This is a genomic window from Microcoleus sp. MOSTC5 (genome assembly GCF_036701825.1).
Taxonomy (GTDB): Bacteria; Cyanobacteriota; Cyanobacteriia; order Cyanobacteriales; family Microcoleaceae; genus Microcoleus; species Microcoleus asticus.
Map to the genome: position 1 here is coordinate 1 of NZ_JAUBRK010000011.1, position 18302 is coordinate 18302.

15 protein-coding genes are annotated in these 18302 nt (G+C 45.5%); 10 read left to right on the plus strand and 5 right to left on the minus strand.

The features are described from left to right. Window positions 1-873 precede the first annotated feature (873 nt). The 7 genes from QUA54_RS07840 to QUA54_RS07870 all read left to right on the plus strand — a co-directional run bounded on the left by QUA54_RS07840 (window position 874) and on the right by QUA54_RS07870 (window position 7810). The gene (locus QUA54_RS07840; protein WP_333414060.1) at window positions 874-2055 is read left to right on the plus strand and encodes a BMP family ABC transporter substrate-binding protein; all 1182 of its coding nucleotides are present in this window, start codon (window positions 874-876) and stop codon (window positions 2053-2055) included. Between the two features lie 192 nt (window positions 2056-2247). Continuing rightward, a complete protein-coding gene (locus QUA54_RS07845) occupies window positions 2248-3357 on the plus strand; it encodes an ABC transporter permease (protein ID WP_333414061.1) in 1110 nt (369 codons plus the stop codon). Window positions 3358-3398: 41 nt separating this feature from the next. Beyond that, window positions 3399-4325, plus strand: a complete 927-nt coding sequence (locus QUA54_RS07850) for an ABC transporter permease (protein WP_333414062.1) — start codon at window positions 3399-3401, stop codon at window positions 4323-4325. A gap of 29 nt (window positions 4326-4354) precedes the next feature. Then, window positions 4355-5044: a biuret amidohydrolase gene (gene biuH / locus QUA54_RS07855; RefSeq protein ID WP_333414063.1), complete on the plus strand. Its 690-nt coding sequence runs from the start codon at window positions 4355-4357 to the stop codon at window positions 5042-5044. Between the two features lie 110 nt (window positions 5045-5154). After that, complete coding sequence (locus tag QUA54_RS07860) at window positions 5155-6762, plus strand: ABC transporter ATP-binding protein (protein ID WP_333414064.1); 1608 nt, start codon at window positions 5155-5157, stop codon at window positions 6760-6762. Between the two features lie 17 nt (window positions 6763-6779). Beyond that, a complete protein-coding gene (locus tag QUA54_RS07865) occupies window positions 6780-7142 on the plus strand; it encodes a cupin domain-containing protein (protein ID WP_333414065.1) in 363 nt (120 codons plus the stop codon). Then, window positions 7133-7810 carry a cysteine hydrolase gene (locus tag QUA54_RS07870; RefSeq protein ID WP_333414066.1) on the plus strand — a complete coding sequence of 226 codons (678 nt, stop codon included), beginning with the start codon at window positions 7133-7135 and terminating at the stop codon, window positions 7808-7810. The genes QUA54_RS07865 and QUA54_RS07870 overlap by 10 nt, the downstream gene beginning before the upstream one ends. Before the next feature lie 366 nt (window positions 7811-8176). On the opposite strand, the gene QUA54_RS07875 is transcribed toward QUA54_RS07870, so the two are convergent. Next, a complete protein-coding gene (locus tag QUA54_RS07875; RefSeq protein ID WP_333414067.1) occupies window positions 8177-9262 on the minus strand; it encodes a DUF3474 domain-containing protein in 1086 nt (361 codons plus the stop codon). Between the two features lie 741 nt (window positions 9263-10003). Continuing rightward, on the minus strand, window positions 10004-11470 hold the full coding sequence (gene purF, locus QUA54_RS07880) for an amidophosphoribosyltransferase (protein ID WP_333200174.1): 1467 nt from the start codon (window positions 11468-11470) through the stop codon (window positions 10004-10006). 159 nt (window positions 11471-11629) lie between these two features. Here purF and QUA54_RS07885 point away from each other — a divergent pair, with 159 nt between their 5' ends. The 3 genes from QUA54_RS07885 (at window position 11630) to QUA54_RS07895 (ending at window position 12915) form a co-directional block, all read left to right on the plus strand. Then, window positions 11630-11887 (plus strand): hypothetical protein, encoded by a 258-nt coding sequence (locus QUA54_RS07885; RefSeq protein WP_333414068.1) that lies wholly within the window; start codon window positions 11630-11632, stop codon window positions 11885-11887. A 411-nt stretch (window positions 11888-12298) separates the two neighbouring features. Then, the gene (locus tag QUA54_RS07890; protein ID WP_333414069.1) at window positions 12299-12580 is read left to right on the plus strand and encodes a hypothetical protein; all 282 of its coding nucleotides are present in this window, start codon (window positions 12299-12301) and stop codon (window positions 12578-12580) included. Continuing rightward, on the plus strand, window positions 12556-12915 hold the full coding sequence (locus tag QUA54_RS07895) for a hypothetical protein (RefSeq protein ID WP_333414070.1): 360 nt from the start codon (window positions 12556-12558) through the stop codon (window positions 12913-12915). Before QUA54_RS07890 ends, QUA54_RS07895 begins: the two co-directional genes overlap by 25 nt. Before the next feature lie 154 nt (window positions 12916-13069). Here the strand turns inward: QUA54_RS07895 and QUA54_RS07900 are convergent, their stop codons facing one another. The 3 genes from QUA54_RS07900 to purL form a co-directional block, all read right to left on the minus strand. After that, entirely contained in the window at window positions 13070-13222 is a 153-nt protein-coding gene (locus QUA54_RS07900; protein ID WP_333414071.1) for a hypothetical protein, read from the minus strand. 294 nt (window positions 13223-13516) lie between these two features. After that, window positions 13517-15445, minus strand: a complete 1929-nt coding sequence (locus QUA54_RS07905) for a bifunctional serine/threonine-protein kinase/formylglycine-generating enzyme family protein (RefSeq protein ID WP_333414072.1) — start codon at window positions 15443-15445, stop codon at window positions 13517-13519. A gap of 217 nt (window positions 15446-15662) precedes the next feature. After that, window positions 15663-18269 (minus strand): phosphoribosylformylglycinamidine synthase subunit PurL, encoded by a 2607-nt coding sequence (gene purL / locus QUA54_RS07910; RefSeq protein WP_333414073.1) that lies wholly within the window; start codon window positions 18267-18269, stop codon window positions 15663-15665. Between the last annotated feature and the right edge of the window lie 33 nt (window positions 18270-18302).

Sequence of the window (18302 nt, forward strand, 5' to 3'; positions counted from 1 at the left end):
TATCCTCGAATGCAGGAACCTCGCTCTGTCTTGAAAGCTAAACTGCGGGCGTGATTAAGCCTTTTTCAGTGCCATTGGACTGAAGTCCTCATAAAACTTGCTCGGACTGAAGTCCTCACTAAGCTTTACTGCATTTAGTTTTTACCTTTGGGGCTACCTAGAAGGCCACCCCAAAAGATCTCCCATAGAAATACAGCATATTCCATGTAGATGTAGATCGCGAGAAACCGGGTTTATGGAACAGAATCAGTAAGGATGCGAGAACTGTAAAGAAACCCCGTGAGAGCGCGGTGTACTTCATAAAGCTGGAATACGCTGTAAAATACCTTTTATTGACTGTTATTAGAAATCAAGAACAGTTTTTCTGATTTTATAAGATCGATTTCTATTGTTTTTGATTCAGCCTCGACTTATTTTTACGTTGCGTCCAAAACTAAAAAGCTAGTTGCGTGCCCGAACTCAAAAATTATTTTTTGTTTGTGGTGAACATTATTGTTGAATTTTGTTTCTAGCGAACTTTTTGGGCGACAATTTGGCTAATATTATTAAGTTTTTATAAAAAAACTTACCACTAAAAGTAATTGGGATATGATAAACATCATTAATTTTTGGGAAATTCGACTTTCCTAAAACAACATTTCCAGCAAAAACTAATTTTTTATTAGAATTAGTTTTGGTTCACAATGAATCTTCTACATTAAATTCAAGATGTGATTTGAATGTAAATAGTTATTAACGCATTTGATCTCATTGTTGAATAGATAGACTAAAAGCTGACAAATTTAGCGTGAATATCTAGCAATTCCCAGCAAGTATAAGCGTTAAAGCTTAGCTATGAATTCCTCTTAAAGAGTTTTAGTGAGAACATAGAGAATGAGTACCAAAAAGTCATTGTTTATACCTCGGCGTCAAGTAATTCGTGGGATTTTATCTACTACAGCGTTTGCAGTCACATCGCGCCTTTGGACTGGATGTAGTCCTGCTAAAGAGGTTCAAGCAAACTCGGCTGGAAAAGATAAGCCAATTGTGATGGGATTTATTTATGTTGGTCCCAAAGATGACTACGGCTACAATCAAGCCCAAGCAGAAGGGAACGCTGGGGTTTCAAAATTAGCCTGGGTAAAAACCGTAGAGGAAGCAAATGTTCCTGAAACTACATCGGTACAAGAAACCATGAGGAACATGATTGAACAGGATGGGGCAACGGTTCTGTTCCCTACGTCCTTCGGGTACTTTGACCCGCATATTCTGAAACTGGCAAAGGATTACCCGGAGGTACAATTCTTTCACTGCGGTGGACTTTATCAGGAAGGCAAGCATCCAAATAACGTTGGCAGCTATTTTGGCTACATTGATGAGGGTGAGTACGTAGCAGGAATTGTTGCCGCCCACGCCTCTAAAACCGGAAAATTAGGATTTATTGCTGCTAAACCCATACCGCAAGTATTACGCAATATCAATAGCTTTACCTTAGGAGCACGCAGTATTAAGCCAGAAGTTACAACTCAGGTGATTTTTACAGGAGATTGGTCTTTGCCTGTTAAAGAAGCTGATGCTGCTAATAGTATGGCTGACCAGGGTGTTGATGTAATTACCTGTCACGTAGATAGCCCCAAAGTAGTGATGGAAACGGCTGAGAAACGAGGCATTTTCTGTACTGGCTACCATGCGAGTCAAGCTCAACTTGCGCCCAAAGGATATTTAACAGGTGCCGAGTGGGACTGGACGAATGTCTATTCTAAGTATGCTGAAATGCTTAATGCTGGCAAGACGCTAATGAACGGAGGCATTCCCCATTTAGTACGCGGTGGTTTGAAGGATGGTTTTTTGAAGCTGTCGCCCTACGGTAGCGCCGTTATGGCCGAAGCGAAAAAGGATGCTGATGCTGCTAAGAGTAAGTTTCTTGATGGCAGCATGGTCATTTATAAGGGGGAAATAAAAGATAACACCGGGAAAGTTGTGATTGCTGAAGGTAAGGATTACAAGCAGCAAGACGCAGAACTAGAAAAAATGAATTGGCTGGCATCAGGCGTCATTGGCAAAGTTACGAGTTAATTAGCTGATGTGCATTCAAAATTGTCTAGCGGACAACTTAAATGCTGATTAGCTGAGTAGGGGCGAGCAGGTTTGTCCCTACATACCCCTTCCTTTCGCTAAGAAAGTATTTCACGCCCGTCGGCAACCGCTATACAAGCAAGTTTTTAATTCAACACTCATCATTTTCTTAGTAATTCATCTTTTATTCTGATGATGATTAACCGTCAAAACTGGCGTACAACTTTGGAAGCGGTTTGTATCCCGATCGCCGCCATCCTCTTCTCATTGGTATTGTTTGGAATTTTTTGTGCTGCGGCTGGATCTAATCCCTTTGCTGTTTATGCCTCAATCTACAAAGCAGCGTTTGGCAGTTGGCATTCATTCCAAAACACCCTGATTAGGGCTGCACCGTTGATGTTGAGTTCCCTGTGCACGGCTTTGCCTGCCCGTTTGGGGCTGGTGATTATCGGCAACGAAGGCGCTTTAGTAGTTGGGGGTCTGGGGGCTGTAGCCACTGGACTGGCTTTATCTTCTGCACCGCCGACGTTAGTCCAAATTGCAATGGCGCTGGCAGGAATTGTCTGTGGAGGTGTGTGGATTGGTGCAGTGGGAGCTTTGCGCTATTACCGGGCAGTAAATGAGACAATTAGCAGCTTGTTGTTGAACTATATTGCGATCGCCCTGCTGAATCATTTAGTCGGCGGCGTGATGCGTGACCCCAGCAGTGTCAATAAAATTTCTAGTTACCCAATTCCTGATGTGAATATGTTAGGAAATATTCCAGGAACCCGCGTTCACTACGGTCTAATTTATGGGTTGGTTGCTTGTGCGATCGCCTACTTCCTAATCCAGCGCACTACCTTCGGCTTTGCAGCTAGAACAGCAGGAGGTAACATCCGCGCTGCTCGAATTGCCGGACTTCCTGTGGGCAAGTTGACAATGGCAATCTGTTTCTTAGCTGGCTCTTGTGCGGGTTTGGCCGGCATGGTGGAAGTCGCAGCCGTGCATGGTCGAGCTAACGAATCACTTAATGCTAACTATGGCTACAGCGGTATCTTAGTCGCATTTATTGCTCGACACAACCCTCTTGCTGCGACTATTGTGGCAATTCTGCTTGGCGGCATTCTTGCTAGTGGCGGCATCTTGCAACGGGCACATGGACTGCCAGATGCAACGGTTTTAGTGTTCCAAGGGTTGGTCTTTTTGGTAGTTCTGTTTAGCGAATCGCTCTACGGACGTTTGCCATTTTTCAAAGAACGGTCAACCGATAGCCCTCAGCAGCCACCTTCTAGCGAGCAGCCATCAGCAGCCGCTGTCTGAGCAATACGTTAAGCCAAAATCTCAAATCGGAGGAATTCACAATGGCAGCAGAAGTATTAGGTTGGTGGGGAGTACCTTTGGGTATCTTAGCAGGAACTTTGCGGGGTAGCGCTCCGTTTCTGTTCGTCAGTTTGGGCGAATGCTTAACTGAAAAAAGCGGCAAGATTAATTTGGGGTTAGAGGGGACACTGTTAACGGGTGCGATGAGTGCCTATGCTATTTCTTATCAGACTGGATCGCCTTGGTTAGGTGTTTTAGCCGCTGGTCTAGCTGGCATGGTACTAGGTTTTATCCACGCTTGGCTGTGCATACAACCAAAAGTAAACGACATTGCCGTAGGCATCGCCATGATTATTTTTGGTAGCGGAATTGCTTTCTTTTTTGGCAAACCTTTTATTCAACCAAGTGCCCCCCAGTTGCCTAGTTTCCCTCTGGGTGCTTGGAGTCATCTGCCTCCGGTGCAATCAGCGCTACAAATTTGTCCCCTATTTTTGTTAGGTGTAGCGATCGCCCCTCTAATGCAGTGGTTCTTTAAATCAACTCGCTGGGGGTTATTTATTCGTGCAGTTGGGGATAGTCCAGATGCTGCCAAAGCAATGGGAATCTCCATTAATAAAGTTCGTATGCTCTGCATTATCGCGGGCAGTTTCTTAGCTGGAATTGGTGGTGCTTATTTATCCCTTTACTATCCCGGTAGCTGGACAGAACGCATCTCTAGCGGTCAAGGACTCATGGCGGTAGCGCTGGTAATTTTCGCCCGTTGGAATCCAGTTCAGTGCTTATACGCCTCGTTGCTATTTGGGGGAGCGCAGGCGATCGGCCCCGCTTTGCAATCAGTAGGGGTGGATTCCTATTACTACTTATTCAATGCTTCGCCCTACATTCTGACGCTGGCGATCATGATTATTACTTGTTCGCCGAAACGAACTTTGACCGGCGCGCCTGGATCTTTAGGAACTAACACGTAAAACAGGAATTTATCGCAAGGAAGATAAACATGGGACGTTTTGTAGAAGCTGAACCATATCCTTATCCTTACAATGGCGATTTGCGGCCAGAAAATACGGTGCTGCTGATAATTGATATGCAAATTGATTTCTGCGGCATTGGTGGATATGTTGATAAGATGGGCTACGACTTGTCACTGACTCGCGCTCCTATTGAGCCAATCAAGCAAGTCTTAGAAGTGGCACGGGCGAAGCACTTCCATATCATGCACACCCGCGAAGGACACCGCCCCGACTTAGCAGATTTACCAGAAAACAAGCAGTGGCGATCGCGCCAAATTAACGCCGGCATCGGCGATCCCGGGCCCTGCGGCAGAATTCTAGTTCGAGGCGAAGCAGGATGGGAAATCATTCCAGAACTTGCGCCTTTGCCGGGAGAAGCGGTGATTGACAAGCCGGGAAAAGGCTCATTCTATGCCACGGATTTAGATCTGCTACTGAAACGCAAAGGCATTCAAAATATTGTTTTGGCTGGCATTACAACCGATGTCTGCGTCCATACCACAATGCGAGATGCAAACGATCGCGGTTATGAATGTTTGCTCTTATCTGACTGTACAGGCGCAACAGATTATGGCAACCATCTGGCGGCGCTCAAGATGATCCAGATGCAGGGAGGAGTGTTTGGAACCGTCGCTGATTCAGAAGCATTTATCAAAGCTTTAAGTGTTGAAGTGTGAGGAAACAATAAAGTAAATAGTTCCAGCCTTGAAATGAATGACGCAATCTAACTAAAGAATCAAAGCTCATAAATAGCCGATAAACTGAAAAAATTACAGGAGATAAAAACATGACAGAAGTGAGGGACTCTCTAGCCAAAAACTCAGCACTAAATACTCAAAATTATCTAGACACTCACAACTCAAACTTCACAACTCAAAACTTTCTTCAACCACCAGAACTAGAGGTGGTTAACATGACTAAGCGGTTTGGCACGATGACTGCACTTGATAACTTCTCGATGACGCTAAAACCAGGGACGTTTCATGCTTTGCTGGGCGAGAACGGAGCAGGCAAAAGTACCCTTGTTAAATGTGTCATGGGTTTCTATAATCCTACTTCAGGCCTAGTTTTGATTGACAAGCAGGAAACCGCGATCGCAAGTCCTCGCGATGCTCATAAGTACGGCATTGGCATGGTTTACCAGCACTTCACCTCTGTGCCTGCGATGACTGTAGCCGAAAATCTGGTTTTGTCCCGCTTTGATAGCCCCAATTTGATTAATTGGAAAGCCGAGTACGAGCTGTTAAAGGCTTTTATGAAAACTGCTCCTTTCCGAGTTCCTCTAGATACCCCAATCTTTCAATTAGCTGCCGGGGAAAAACAAAAGCTAGAAATTCTTAAACAGATATATCTTCAGAGTCGGATCTTGATTCTGGACGAACCTACTTCGGTGCTTACTCCGCAGGAAGCCGATGAGGTTTTAGGTTTACTGCGCGCAGAAGTTACTGCCGGAAAATTAAGCGTGTTAATTATTAGCCACAAATTCCGGGAAGTAATGGCGTTTTGCGATAGCATCACGGTGCTGCGTAAAGGGAAGTTTGCAGGTCAGGGTTTGGTAAAGGATCTGACTGTCTCGGATATGTCTGAAATGATGATGGGTGAAAGGCGTGAGCCAAAACAAGTTGAAAAGACAGCCCCCCCAACGACTATTCCTGTCCTTGAAGTTAAAGACCTTCATGCCAATAAAGACAACGGTCTGGAGGTATTGACTGGAGTAAACCTCACAGTTCACAGCGGCGAAATTGTTGGGATTGCAGGTATCTCTGGCAACGGTCAGCGGGAATTGGTGGAGGTGTTGGCAGGTCAGCGTTCTGCTACAGGTGGAGATGTGCTGGTCAATGGCGAAGTTTATACAGCAACACGAGCCGAGATGTTTAAACATCAGGTCTTCGCACTACCAGAAGAACCCCTTCATAATGCTTGTGTGCCACACATGAGTGTGGCAGAAAATTTAGCCCTGCGGACGTTTGACCGCCCTCCTCAAGCTAAAGCAAGTATCTTACTCATCCTGAAAGAAATTAGGCAGGCTGCTAAGAGCTTAATTAATACTTTCAAAATAAAAACGCCTTCGCCAGATACCCCTATAGGCAATCTGTCGGGGGGAAATGTACAGCGCACAGTGTTAGCGCGGGAACTCTCCGCCGAACATATTAAGTTACTAATTGCCGCGAATCCTTGCTTTGGTCTTGATTTTGCTGCTGTGGAGTACATTCACGGTCAGATTATTGAGGCTCGCAACCGAGGAGTAGCTGTGTTGCTGGTGAGCGAAGATTTAGATGAACTGCTGAAATTGTCCGATCGGGTTTTGGTAATCAGTGGCGGGAATTTTACTTATGAAAGTGCGATCGCAGATGCAGATTTTGTTCAGATCGGTAAGAGTATGGCAGGACACTAATCAATTTTGGAATATCTATGACTGAATTACTGAAGCAAGCTTTGCTCCTTAAGGATTTACCTAATATCGCGGCGTGGCAGAATGAGTTGGCTTGGCAACCATTTCGTGATGGAGTGGAAATCTACCGACTTTATGGTGACAACGAAAGTGGATCGGCTGCTGCTCTACTGCGGTATGAGCCGGGAGCGAGTGTCCCAAGGCACACGCATACTGGTTTTGAACATATTTATGTACTAACTGGATCGCAAACTGACCAGAATGGCGAACACCAAGCCGGAACCTTTGTCATTAACCCCCCTAACAGTAACCACAGTGTTGTCAGCCAAGCTGGCTGCATAGTCCTAGTAATTTGGGAAAAACCTATATCGCTATGGTCTTAATATCTGCTCAACCTTATGATTATGAACTGCCAGTCTCTGGCGGTGTGGCTTTGGTTATCATCGATATGCAGCGAGATTTTTTGGAGCTTGGGGGATTTGGTGAAGCTTTAGGCAATGATGTCAGCCAACTACAGGCGATCGTGCCAACGGTAAAGCTGTTGTTAGAGACATTTCGCGATCGCCATCTCCCTATTGTTCACACTATTGAAGGCCATCAACCTGACCTTTCTGATTGTCCTCTATCTAAGCAAAAGCGGGGTCAAAGTCAACTTAAAATTGGCGATCGAGGTCCAATGGGACGAATTTTAATTTTGGGTGAACCTGGCAATTCAATTATCTCTGAATTGACACCTATGCCTGATGAAATAGTAATTAATAAACCAGGCAAGGGCGCTTTTTATCACACTAATTTGGAATTAATACTGAGTAAAAAAGCGATTACTCACCTAATTTTTACTGGAGTCACGACTGAGGTTTGCGTTCAAACAACTATGCGCGAGGCTAACGATCGGGGGTTTGAAAGTTTACTCGTTGAGGATGCTACAGCCAGCTACTTTCCACAGTTTAAACAGAGTGCGATCGATATGATTCGCGCCCAAAGCGGTATTATTGGTTGGACTGCGAGGGCTGAAGCAGTAATACAAGCTTTGGAAAAATCGCAGCCTTAAATTAAAAAACTGTCGGCTATCCCGGATGTTTGGCGTAAAAAGCAGTGGCTGATATATTTTTTCGGGACAATGAAGGCTGAAAACCTTGAGGCAGCTAGCTGGGGGGGGTGACAAAGAGGTCTATAAAGCAATACGCTTGGGTTAAGGAAAATTGTAGCGAAAATGTTGGGCGGAGTGAAACGGAGGGTTCGTTCCTCAACCCAACCTACGCATGATAGGTTTTTTTAGCACTAACTGAACCGTATTGGGGTTTGGGGCGGTTTGTCACCCCTCCAGATGTGAAACATCTGATGAAACACGCGCAAAAAAGAAAAACCTGGTTTCTTTAAGAAGCCGGGTTTTTGCATATTCTATTGTTTATTTAAGCTACTTAACTTCAGCCGATCGCCGAGTGTTAGGCGATTCGTAGCAAATTCCAGAACCTGTATCCGAGACAAAATGACAATCCCAGTAAGAGCGAATAAAGCTCTTCCAAATTGGATCGGTTGACTTGCGATAATAATCGCCCAACACTGGCTTGATGGCTTCCGTTGCTTCTTTCAAGTGATAGTGCGGCATGGTCGAGAAAATGTGGTGGGCTACGTGAGTCCCGATGTCGTGATGGATGGAATTGATGATTCCGTAGTCGCGATCGATCGTAGATAACGCACCTTTCAAGAAAGACCAATCTTTACCGCGATACCAAGGAATATCGGCTTCTGTGTGGTGCAGGAATGTTACCAAATCCAGCCACATCACGAAGACTACATAGGGAACCAAGTAGAACTTGAGTAAAAACAGCCAACCAAACTGATAGGTTAGCGCGCCTAAAAAGCCTACCATCAGTACCAAGGATGCGGAACTCGTCAACACATCCCATTTTTCGGAGGGACGGAAAAGCGAGCTACCGGGCATGAAGTGAGAACCTGCCCGATCGCCCGATCCGCGAAACAGATAAATTGGGTAGGCAAATAACATCAAATAGAAGCGTCCCAGCTTTTCGTACCAGCGCATTTGTTCGTAATGGCTCTCCGACACGGGATACCAGCTTTCATCATTATCTAAGCTGCCTGTATTCGCGTGGTGGGTTCTGTGACTGATCCGCCAACCGTGGAAGGGCACGAGAATTGGAGCGTGGGAGAGGTGTCCGATCAGGTTGTTGAGCCATTTGCTCTTAGAAAATGAACCGTGTCCGCAGTCGTGGCCCACTACAAACAATGCCCAAAACATGGTTCCCTGCATCAACCAAAAGATTGGGTAAAAGAGCCAGGAATCGACGGTGTAGGCGATCGCATACAAACCTGCGATAATTCCAATATCTAAAAAGAAGTAAGCCAGAGATTTCCATGCCGAGGGTTCAAAACAGTGGGCTGGAATGGCTGCCTTGATATCAGCAAGAGTAAAAGGTAACTCTGTTGTACGAGAGGATGAGCCTTGATTGCTCGGGGGATTGAGAACAGTGTTTGATTGCACGAAGTTTCCGATTTAAGCTGACTTGAGAAACCGCATTCCGCCTTCTTTTAACAGTCAATCGATTTTAGATTTTAGATTTTAGATTTTAGATTCACTCCACAGATGAATCTGGGGGCTTAAACTAAGATCTAAATTTTTTGGCTCTCCCCGACATGAGTCGGGGGGTTGTATCCCTATGCAGGTGAGGTAACATTCAAACTGCAAGGAGCCATATTTTTACTCTGCAAGGGTTTCTAAAGTTCTTTAGTTCGCATGAATAGCCCGTCCGCGATTCTCAAGCAAGTTGGCTTGCGGAATACTTGTGTGGGAAAAATTAGTGCGATCGACCCTGTTATCTGAAAAAATCTCATGTGCCCGTTGTTGGTGCGAAATGCGACTTCAATCTGAGAGTGGACATCTGGAGGAACTACCTCCAGTCTGCAGGTAGCATACAGCGCTTCGAGCAGAAATTGTGAACGAGAGTGTAGGGAAAGACCCATCGATTTCAGATTGGCGATTTTAGATTGAAGGACAAATCTCAAATCTCAAATCTGCAATCTCCAATCTAAAATCCGAGTGTTGGGTTTCACACAAGTTCTACCCAACCGACTGTTTACTACACTTCACAAATTCTGCAATTATTGCTACAGCTAAGTTAATGTAACATTTCTACACACATTCTGGCAATGACTTACCAGAAAATTTTGAAAATCCATAAATCGCGGAAAGTGACGGGCGATCGCTTTCTCGCTTTTTGATTTTCTAGGTTCCAGCTTTTTCTAATATGAGCTTAGACCGTTTTACCATTTCTGGAACGTCGATCGGATAATCACCAGTGAAACACGCCGAACAAAAACTCATCGGGTCTTCGTTAGTCGCCTTCAGCATTCCATCCCAACTCAAGAAAGCCAAAGAATCTACCCCAATTTGGGCGCCGATTTCTGCGACTGACTTAGTAGCAGCTATCAACTGATCTTGATTGTCGGTGTCGATCCCGTAGAAACACGGATGAGTCACCGGCGGCGAGGAAATTCTCATATGAACTGCGGTCGCGCCAGCATCCCGCAAGGCTTTGACGATTTTGCGGCTGGTAGTGCCGCGCACGATCGAATCGTCGATAATAATTACTCGCTTCCCTTCCAACACATCTTTGAGAGGGTTGAGTTTCATGCGGATTCCTGACTCCCGCATTGTCTGAGTCGGTTGAATAAAAGTGCGCCCGACGTAGCGGTTTTTAATCAATCCTTCGGCGTAAGGAATGCCGGAAGCTTGAGAAAAGCCGATCGCCGCCGGAATTCCAGAATCGGGAACGCCGATAACTATATCAGCCTCAGCCGGAGATTCTGCTGCCAACAAACGCCCGATCCGCAGCCGGTAGCTGTATAAACTTTCACCTTCCATCTGGCTGTCGGGTCGAGCAAAATAGATCATTTCAAAGATGCAAAGTTTGCGCTTCTGCTGCTGGCTCCAGTGGAAGGAAGCCATACCTTCCTCTGTAATCCAAACTAATTCTCCCGGTTCTACGTCCCGCAAAAATTCAGCACCGATAATATCCAAGCCGCAAGTTTCCGATGCTAAAACGTACCGTACCGGAGTTGTGGGGAGGATGCCAATTACCAGCGGGCGGACGCCGTGGGGGTCGCGGACTCCCATCACGCCTTTGGGGGTGGCGATCGTCAAACTAAAGGCTCCTTGGCACATACCAAAGGCACTGATCGCTGCTTCCAGCCAGTCTTTGCCCTTGTCTACCTCGGAACCGATCGCCACTGCGATCGCCTCTGAATCCGTCGTGCTGACAAACTCGCACTTCCGAGACAGCAATTCTTCCCGCAATTGTTTTGTATTGACAAGATTCCCGTTATGTGCCAATGCCAGACTTCCCAAACGAGTTTCGACAACCACAGGCTGAGCGTTGACCACGCGGGACGAACCGGTAGTAGAGTAGCGAGTGTGGCCTACGGCTAAGTTACCGGGCAAGTGACCTAAACTCGATTCGTTGAAGACTTGGGAAACCAGTCCCATATCTTTGTGCAGGTAGACTTTTTCACCGTCAAAGGTGGCAATCCCTGCGGATTCCTGACCCCGGTGCTGCAAGGCATACAAACCGAAGTACGTCAACTTGGCTACATCTTCACCCGGTGCGTAGATACCAAAAACGCCGCAAGCTTCCTCTGGCTTGTCGGGTTTACTAGAATGCTCGTCAGCCGCGAAGGAATGGTTGGGAATCATAGATGGGTGGGTTCCTAATGGGGAAGGTGGGTTAGGGGGACAGTTTCAGCGGGAAATCTTGTTTGCGAAAGCGTCGCATAACTTAACATTACATTCCCTTAATCTTGCCACGGATCTGTCATTATTTCCAACTCGTGTAACATTTCAGACAGAAGCGATGTGGCGTTTAATGGCATTGTAGTATCGATCGCCCCCCGATCCTATATTAACCTTGATGAGTGGTGGGCGATGGGGCGATGGATTGGGCGCGATCGGGCGATCGGGCAATGGGGCGATGGATTGGGCGCGATCGGGCGATTGAAATCGCTTCTATACACACTTTCGTCTCAGCAGAGGGGGACTAAGAGATCGGCGATCGTGCAATGGGAAATGAATTACAAAATTGCTTCACTGGCTTTTTCAAATATTAGAATTTAAGCGCGATCGAGCTTGACTTTTTCATAAAATTGACCTACTATACGATCATGGGGAGCTGTGCTGCCATGTAATGTCATTTTGGGCGCGATCGAGTATTAAGTAATGTCGTATTTTGTAGGGTGCGTTGCTATGAGATTTGCATCTTACTTAGAGAAATGCCTGCGAGGTCGGCACTTTTCAAGTCTTATATGCAAAAATGTTTTAAAGGGCGATCGGCTGTAGCAGTCATAGAATTATCTTTTCTCCGGTACTGTGCGTGTTTGAACCTGGGATAAACTGAATATGATTGCCAAACTGGTCGTATCGGCGGCGGTAACTTTTACCGCGAGCGATTGACTTTTCCCTGAAATTGACATACGATATCATCAGGGGAATCTGTGCGGTCATATAAAGTCTTTTCAACTAAAATTAGTGGCAGAAAATATGGAAACTTTGCTGTTAACAGTCGTAATTATTTTGCAGATCGTGCTAATCTTTTTAATTCTACAGCGCGAGTACCAGTTGTTGCCAGAAGGTTTGGGTGTCCGGGGAGAATCTCAACTTTCAAAGGCTACAATCCAGAAACAAAGGGCAAGTTCAAAAAAATTATGGGATAACCCACCACCAGCATCAGAGGAACTTAAGTTGACTGTTGCTGAATTTAAGGATAAGTATGACAGGAGTGAACCGTGGGATGGAGATTTTGCAGCCTGAAAACTTTTCCTACTCTACAAAGAGAGGAGTTTGACTGTGGAGAGGAGGAAATTAATAATTATCTAAAAAATCTAGTTGAAACGGCTGATGAAGCTGGTTTTTCTAGAACTTTTTTGATGATTGTGGAACCGGGAGAGGCAAAGGTTTGTGGATTCTATACTCTTAGTGCCTCGACAATTCCTGTTAAAGAATTGCCAGATGAATACAAGCAACCGCTTCCTTTCCCGATTCCGGCTATCTTGATAGGACAGTTTGCTCGATCGGGTGTGGCAAGGGCAAGGAATAAGCCGCATACTTTTGGCAGATGCCTATCGTCGAATTTGCTTGCTATTTGAACAAGAAATTATTGGATTTCAGGCGATTAGGGTTGATACTAGAAACGAGGAGGCAAAAGCGTTTTGGTTAAAACAGGGTTTTGTGCCTTTTAGAAAGACTCAGCGTTCTCTATTTCTGCCAGTTCGGACTATTCTGAGAGAATTATAAATGTATTCATAAAATTAGAAATTCAACCCGCGCGGTTCTTGCTTGTTCTTGGCGAATTAGGTGCAAGATGTATTCGGCTGCATTGCTGTAGCCTTTGATTGCCACTTGTTCGTTAATAAAATTTTGAATTGAATCGGGAAGAGGAAGATTGAGGGTCATATTTTTTGTCCTTCCTGATGTGCGACTTTGGCATATTTCAATTATTATAAACCAGGTTTGGGAGATTTCCGTTTTTGTAGGGTGCGTCGCTGTGAAAATTTTGATGTTATTTGCAACTTTGAGATGGCGACGCACCTGACTATTAACCGGGCTAATTTGTAGGGTGCGTCGCTGTGAGATTTTTGATGTTATTTGCAACTTTGAGATGGCGACGCACCTGATTGACTCTCGCGGTGCGTCGCTGCGAGATTGTCGATTTGATTTGCAGATTGTTCAATGCGACGCACCCTACCACTAAGGAGCCCACGCAGCCACACACACAACTCGAAAACCGAAGTCGTAGCTGTCAAAGTCCGGCGGATAGAGGACGTCGCGAATAGCCGAGTGGCAAATCCTCGGAACGCAGTTCCAAGAACCGCCGCGCAGCAGCCGAGTTCGGTTATCATTCTTAATATTGACTAATAAATCATAATTTTGATAACGATTATCATTACTCTTTTCGTCCCACACTCTGCCATCTGACGGCGCACCTTGATAGTTATCATGCCAAGGATCAGCGCACCATTCCCAGACGTTTCCGTGCATATCGTACAATCCAAAGGCATTAGGTGGAAAACTCCCCACATCCGTTGTTTGTTGGCGATAAAGTCCCTTCGCTGCTGCACCGTAGGAAGAAGTGCCATCAAAATTAACTAAATCCGGCGTAATCGTATCGCCAAAATAGAAAGGTGTTGTAGTTCCCGCACGACAAGCATATTCCCATTCGGCTTCCGAAGGTAAGCGATAAGTCTTGCCTGTTTTTTGAGAAAGTTTCCGGCAAAATTCCACAGCCTGATTCCAGGCAACTTGTTCTACAGGACGTTTCGCACCTTTAAAATAAGCAGGGTTATTTCCCATCACTGCTTGGTATTGTGCTTGAGTGACTTCATATTTACCCATAAAAAAAGGAGAGATATTCACACTCCGCTGTGGCCCTGCACTGTGATATCGCCCTGCTTCCGTATTGGGAGAGCCCATCACGAAACTACCTCCAGGAATTGCGACCATATCTAGAGTAATACCATTCCCAATATTTTCTGTAAAAACCCGTGCTTGTCCTTGACTGCGACTGGCAATTTGTCCCGTTGAGTTGACTGTCACCGTTTCAAAGTCAAACGTTTGTGATGAAGAAGATTTGTTGTTCAACAAATTTTGAGTCCACAAGGCTAATACAAACCCTCCTCCAGTAAAAACCGCTAATTCTAAAAAACCTCGCCTCGTTGTATTAGTTGAAATGATTGTTGGGGGAACAGGTGGCGGCGGTGGCGGCGGCGGTGGTGGGGAAGTTGTCGTTGACTGACGTTGAAAATCTTTTAAAACTTCATCTGCTGATTGATAGCGATGCTGGATATCTTTTGCCAACAACTTAGATAAAATCAATTCTAATCCCTTGTCGATCAACTTTTTCAAATATTGCTGCCAATTTTCAGTCCAACTATAACCTTTTTCTAGCAACAAACCATAAGGATCTACCCCCGTCAGCAGATGAAAAGCCGTCGCCCCCAAGCTAAACAAATCACTGGCTGGATAAGCTTCACCCCCTTTCATTTGTTCAATGGGTGCATAACCATCCGAACCAATTTTTGTTCCCAGTCTCGATATCACTGTTCCCGACAACTCTTTGGAAACTCCGAAATCAATAAGCATAAATAAACCATCGCTGCGACGGCGCATAATATTCTCAGGCTTGATATCTCGGTGAATAATTTTTTGTTCGTGAATAAACTTGAGAACAGGTAGGAGTTCGAGTAATAGTTGCTTAACTTGCTTTTCTTGCCAAATTCCCTGATTTTGCAAAAGCTTAAATAAATTATCGCCATCGACAAACTGTTGTACCAGATACAAATAGTTGTTTTCTTCAAAATAGGCATCAAGGGATGGAATTTGGGGATGTTGTCCTAGCTGTTGCAGTTGTCTGGCTTCTTGCTTAAATAATTCTACTGCTTTGTTAATCGCCCAAGTTCCCTGGACATTTGGTGCTAATTGTTTAACGACACAGCGTTGATTGAGTTTGTCGATATCTTCTGCTAAATAGGTTCTGCCGAAACCGCCTTTACCGAGGAATCCTATCATGCGGAAACGATTTCGCAGGATGGGGACGAGTTTAACGCCACAACTGATACAATATGTTTGCCCGTCGGGGTTTTGAGGATTGGCGCAGTCGGGATTGATACAGCAAATCATTTATTTTATGAATGATACTGTTTATATTGTATAGTGTCTAAGAACCCGGACTTCTGTTATAGGTTTTTCTAAGAATCGTGAATTTTGTAAGAAGTTGGGGTTATTGGGCGTGTTTTAAACCCGGAGATCCCCCCTAGCCCCCCTTAAGAAGGGGGGGACAAGAGTATTAAAAGTCCCCTTTTTAAGGGGGATTTAGGGGTATCGAAACTTCAGGTTGTCAAACAGATGCAATCCGACGCTCGATCGCATTATAGAATCGATCGCCCATCTCACCCATCCCAACCTTAATTAACGCTTGATTGTCAGCACTCAGCACCCGCAAAGGTGATTCAGCACACCCAACTAAACCGATTTTATGCCACATTTTAGTCAAATGTTCTTGCAGGTAAGCTTCCCAAACTCCTTGATTTTTCGGTGCGACTGAAACTACAATGCAGTTGCCCATTTCACCAAACAAAATTTCATCCCAGCGGCCGACCTTTGCCGAATTGAAACTGAGATGAATTTCCGCACCCAGTTTACCAGAAATACAGCATTCCGCGAGGGCGATCGCAATTCCACCCTCAGCACAATCATGGGCAGAACCTACCCAACCTTGTCGAATTCCATCGCGGCAAACCGATTGCACTTTTCTTTCTAACTCAAAATCTATCCTTGGCGGTTTCCCCGCTACAATCCCGTGAATTGCCGCTAAATATTCCGAACCTCCGAGAGTAGCAAAAGCAGGAAGTTTTGGCTTTTCTGTTTTGAGTTCAGAATTGGAAAAATGAAAAAAGGTAAGTTCAGAATCTTGAGACTTTTCTGCTTCCTTTGCATCACCAATTCCCAACAGATAAATTAAATCACCTTTCTTGAGCCAACCTTGGCCGCAAATCTTCTTCAAATCGGGAATTAACCCCACCATTCCGATTACCGGAGTCGGATAAATGGGTTGAGGATTTCCCTCAGCATCAACCGTTTCATTGTAAAGAGAAACATTGCCGCCAGTAACAGGCGTTCCCAACTCCCGACAAGCATCAGCAATTCCGCGACAAGCTGACGCTAACTGCCAATATCCGATCGGCTTTTCAGGACTGCCAAAATTCAAATTATCAGTAACTGCCAGAGGTTCAGCACCCACACAGCTTAAGTTTCTCGCTGCTTCCGCTACGACTGCTTTTGCACCTTCATAAGGATCGAGATAAACATAACGAGAATTGCAATCAACCGTTGCAGCAACTCCAGGAATAGTCCCCAGGGGCGCTTCCTTCTTGCTAAGGGGGGGAGAAACTTTTGGAGTTTCCCTACCTTGTGCCTTTTTAAATAGAGGAATTACCTCTTCTTCCTGTTTGCTTTCCGAAGCTAGAGAAATAGCATTTTCTCTCTGTAGATCCCCCTTAGCAAGGGGGTGTACTTCTAGCCCTTCAGCAAGGGAAGATTGGCAAGGTTCTAGCGGACGCAATCTGACAACGGCAGCATCAGCGCCTCCCGGCAAAACTACAGTATTGTTTTGCACTTGATGGTCGTATTGGCGATAAACCCAGCGTTTAGAAGCGATGGTGGGAGTATCTAAAAGCGTCAGCAAAATCTGATTCCAAGTTTGGAAATTACCGTTAATTTCGATACCTGCAACTGTGGATTGTGGCAGCGAATCCGCCGTCCATTCCCATGCTTTTTTAGCATATTCGGGCGGCTCTGTCAACAGTTCTCGGTGATAAATTGGCGTGTTATCTGCCAAAGCAGTTGCGGTAATTTCGGCAGCGATTTCGCCTTTGAATAGAATTCGCACGATCGGCTCTTCAATCACTGTACCCGCTACTACGGCGTGCAATCCCCAGCGGTGGAAAATATCGATTAATTCCTGTTCGCGTCCTTTTTGGGCCACAAACAACATCCGTTCTTGGGATTCTGAAAGCAGGTATTCGTAGGGAATCATGCCGCTTTCTCGAACGGGAACTTTGTCTAAATCGAATTCAATACCGACGCCGCCTTTGGCTGCCATTTCTGATGTCGAACAGGTGATTCCGGCTGCACCCATGTCTTGGGCGGCGACGACTGCACCGGTTTTGAATGCTTCTAAACAAGCTTCAATTAAGGATTTTTCTAAAAATGGATCTCCTACTTGGACTGCGGGGCGATCGTCCATAGATTTGTCTGTCAATTCTGCACTGGCAAAACTTGCTCCTCCCATGCCATCTCTGCCAGTAGTTGAACCGACATAAAGCACGGGATTTCCGATGCCGGATGCCCCGGATTTTACGATTTCTTGAGTTTCCATTAAACCCAAGGCCATGACGTTAACTAATGGGTTGCCGGAATAGGCAGGATCGAAGTAAACTTCGCCGCCAACTGTGGGCACGCCGATGCAATTTCCATAATGGGAAATTCCCGATACTACGCCTTTGAACAATCTCTGAGTTTTAGCGTCGTCTAAGTTGCCGAAACGCAGGGAATTTAAAAGTGCGATCGGGCGTGCACCCATTGTGAAGATATCGCGGAGAATCCCGCCGACACCGGTTGCTGCACCTTGGAAGGGTTCGACTGCTGACGGGTGGTTGTGCGATTCAATTTTGAAGGCGAGTTGCAAGCCTTCTCCCAAGTCTACGACGCCGGCATTTTCTCCGGGCCCGACGAGAATTCGATCGCCCTCTGTGGGAAACTGTTTTAATAGCGGTCGCGAATTTTTGTAACAGCAGTGTTCGCTCCACATAACGCCGAACATTCCCAATTCAGCTTTATTAGGATGGCGACCGAGACGCTGAACGATTTCTTCATATTCTTCAGGTGTGAGTCTTTCACCAGCAATTTGTTCGGGGGAAAATGGGGATTCGGAGATGGGAGACATGGAAACTCGTTATAAACCACAGGCTTTATTCTA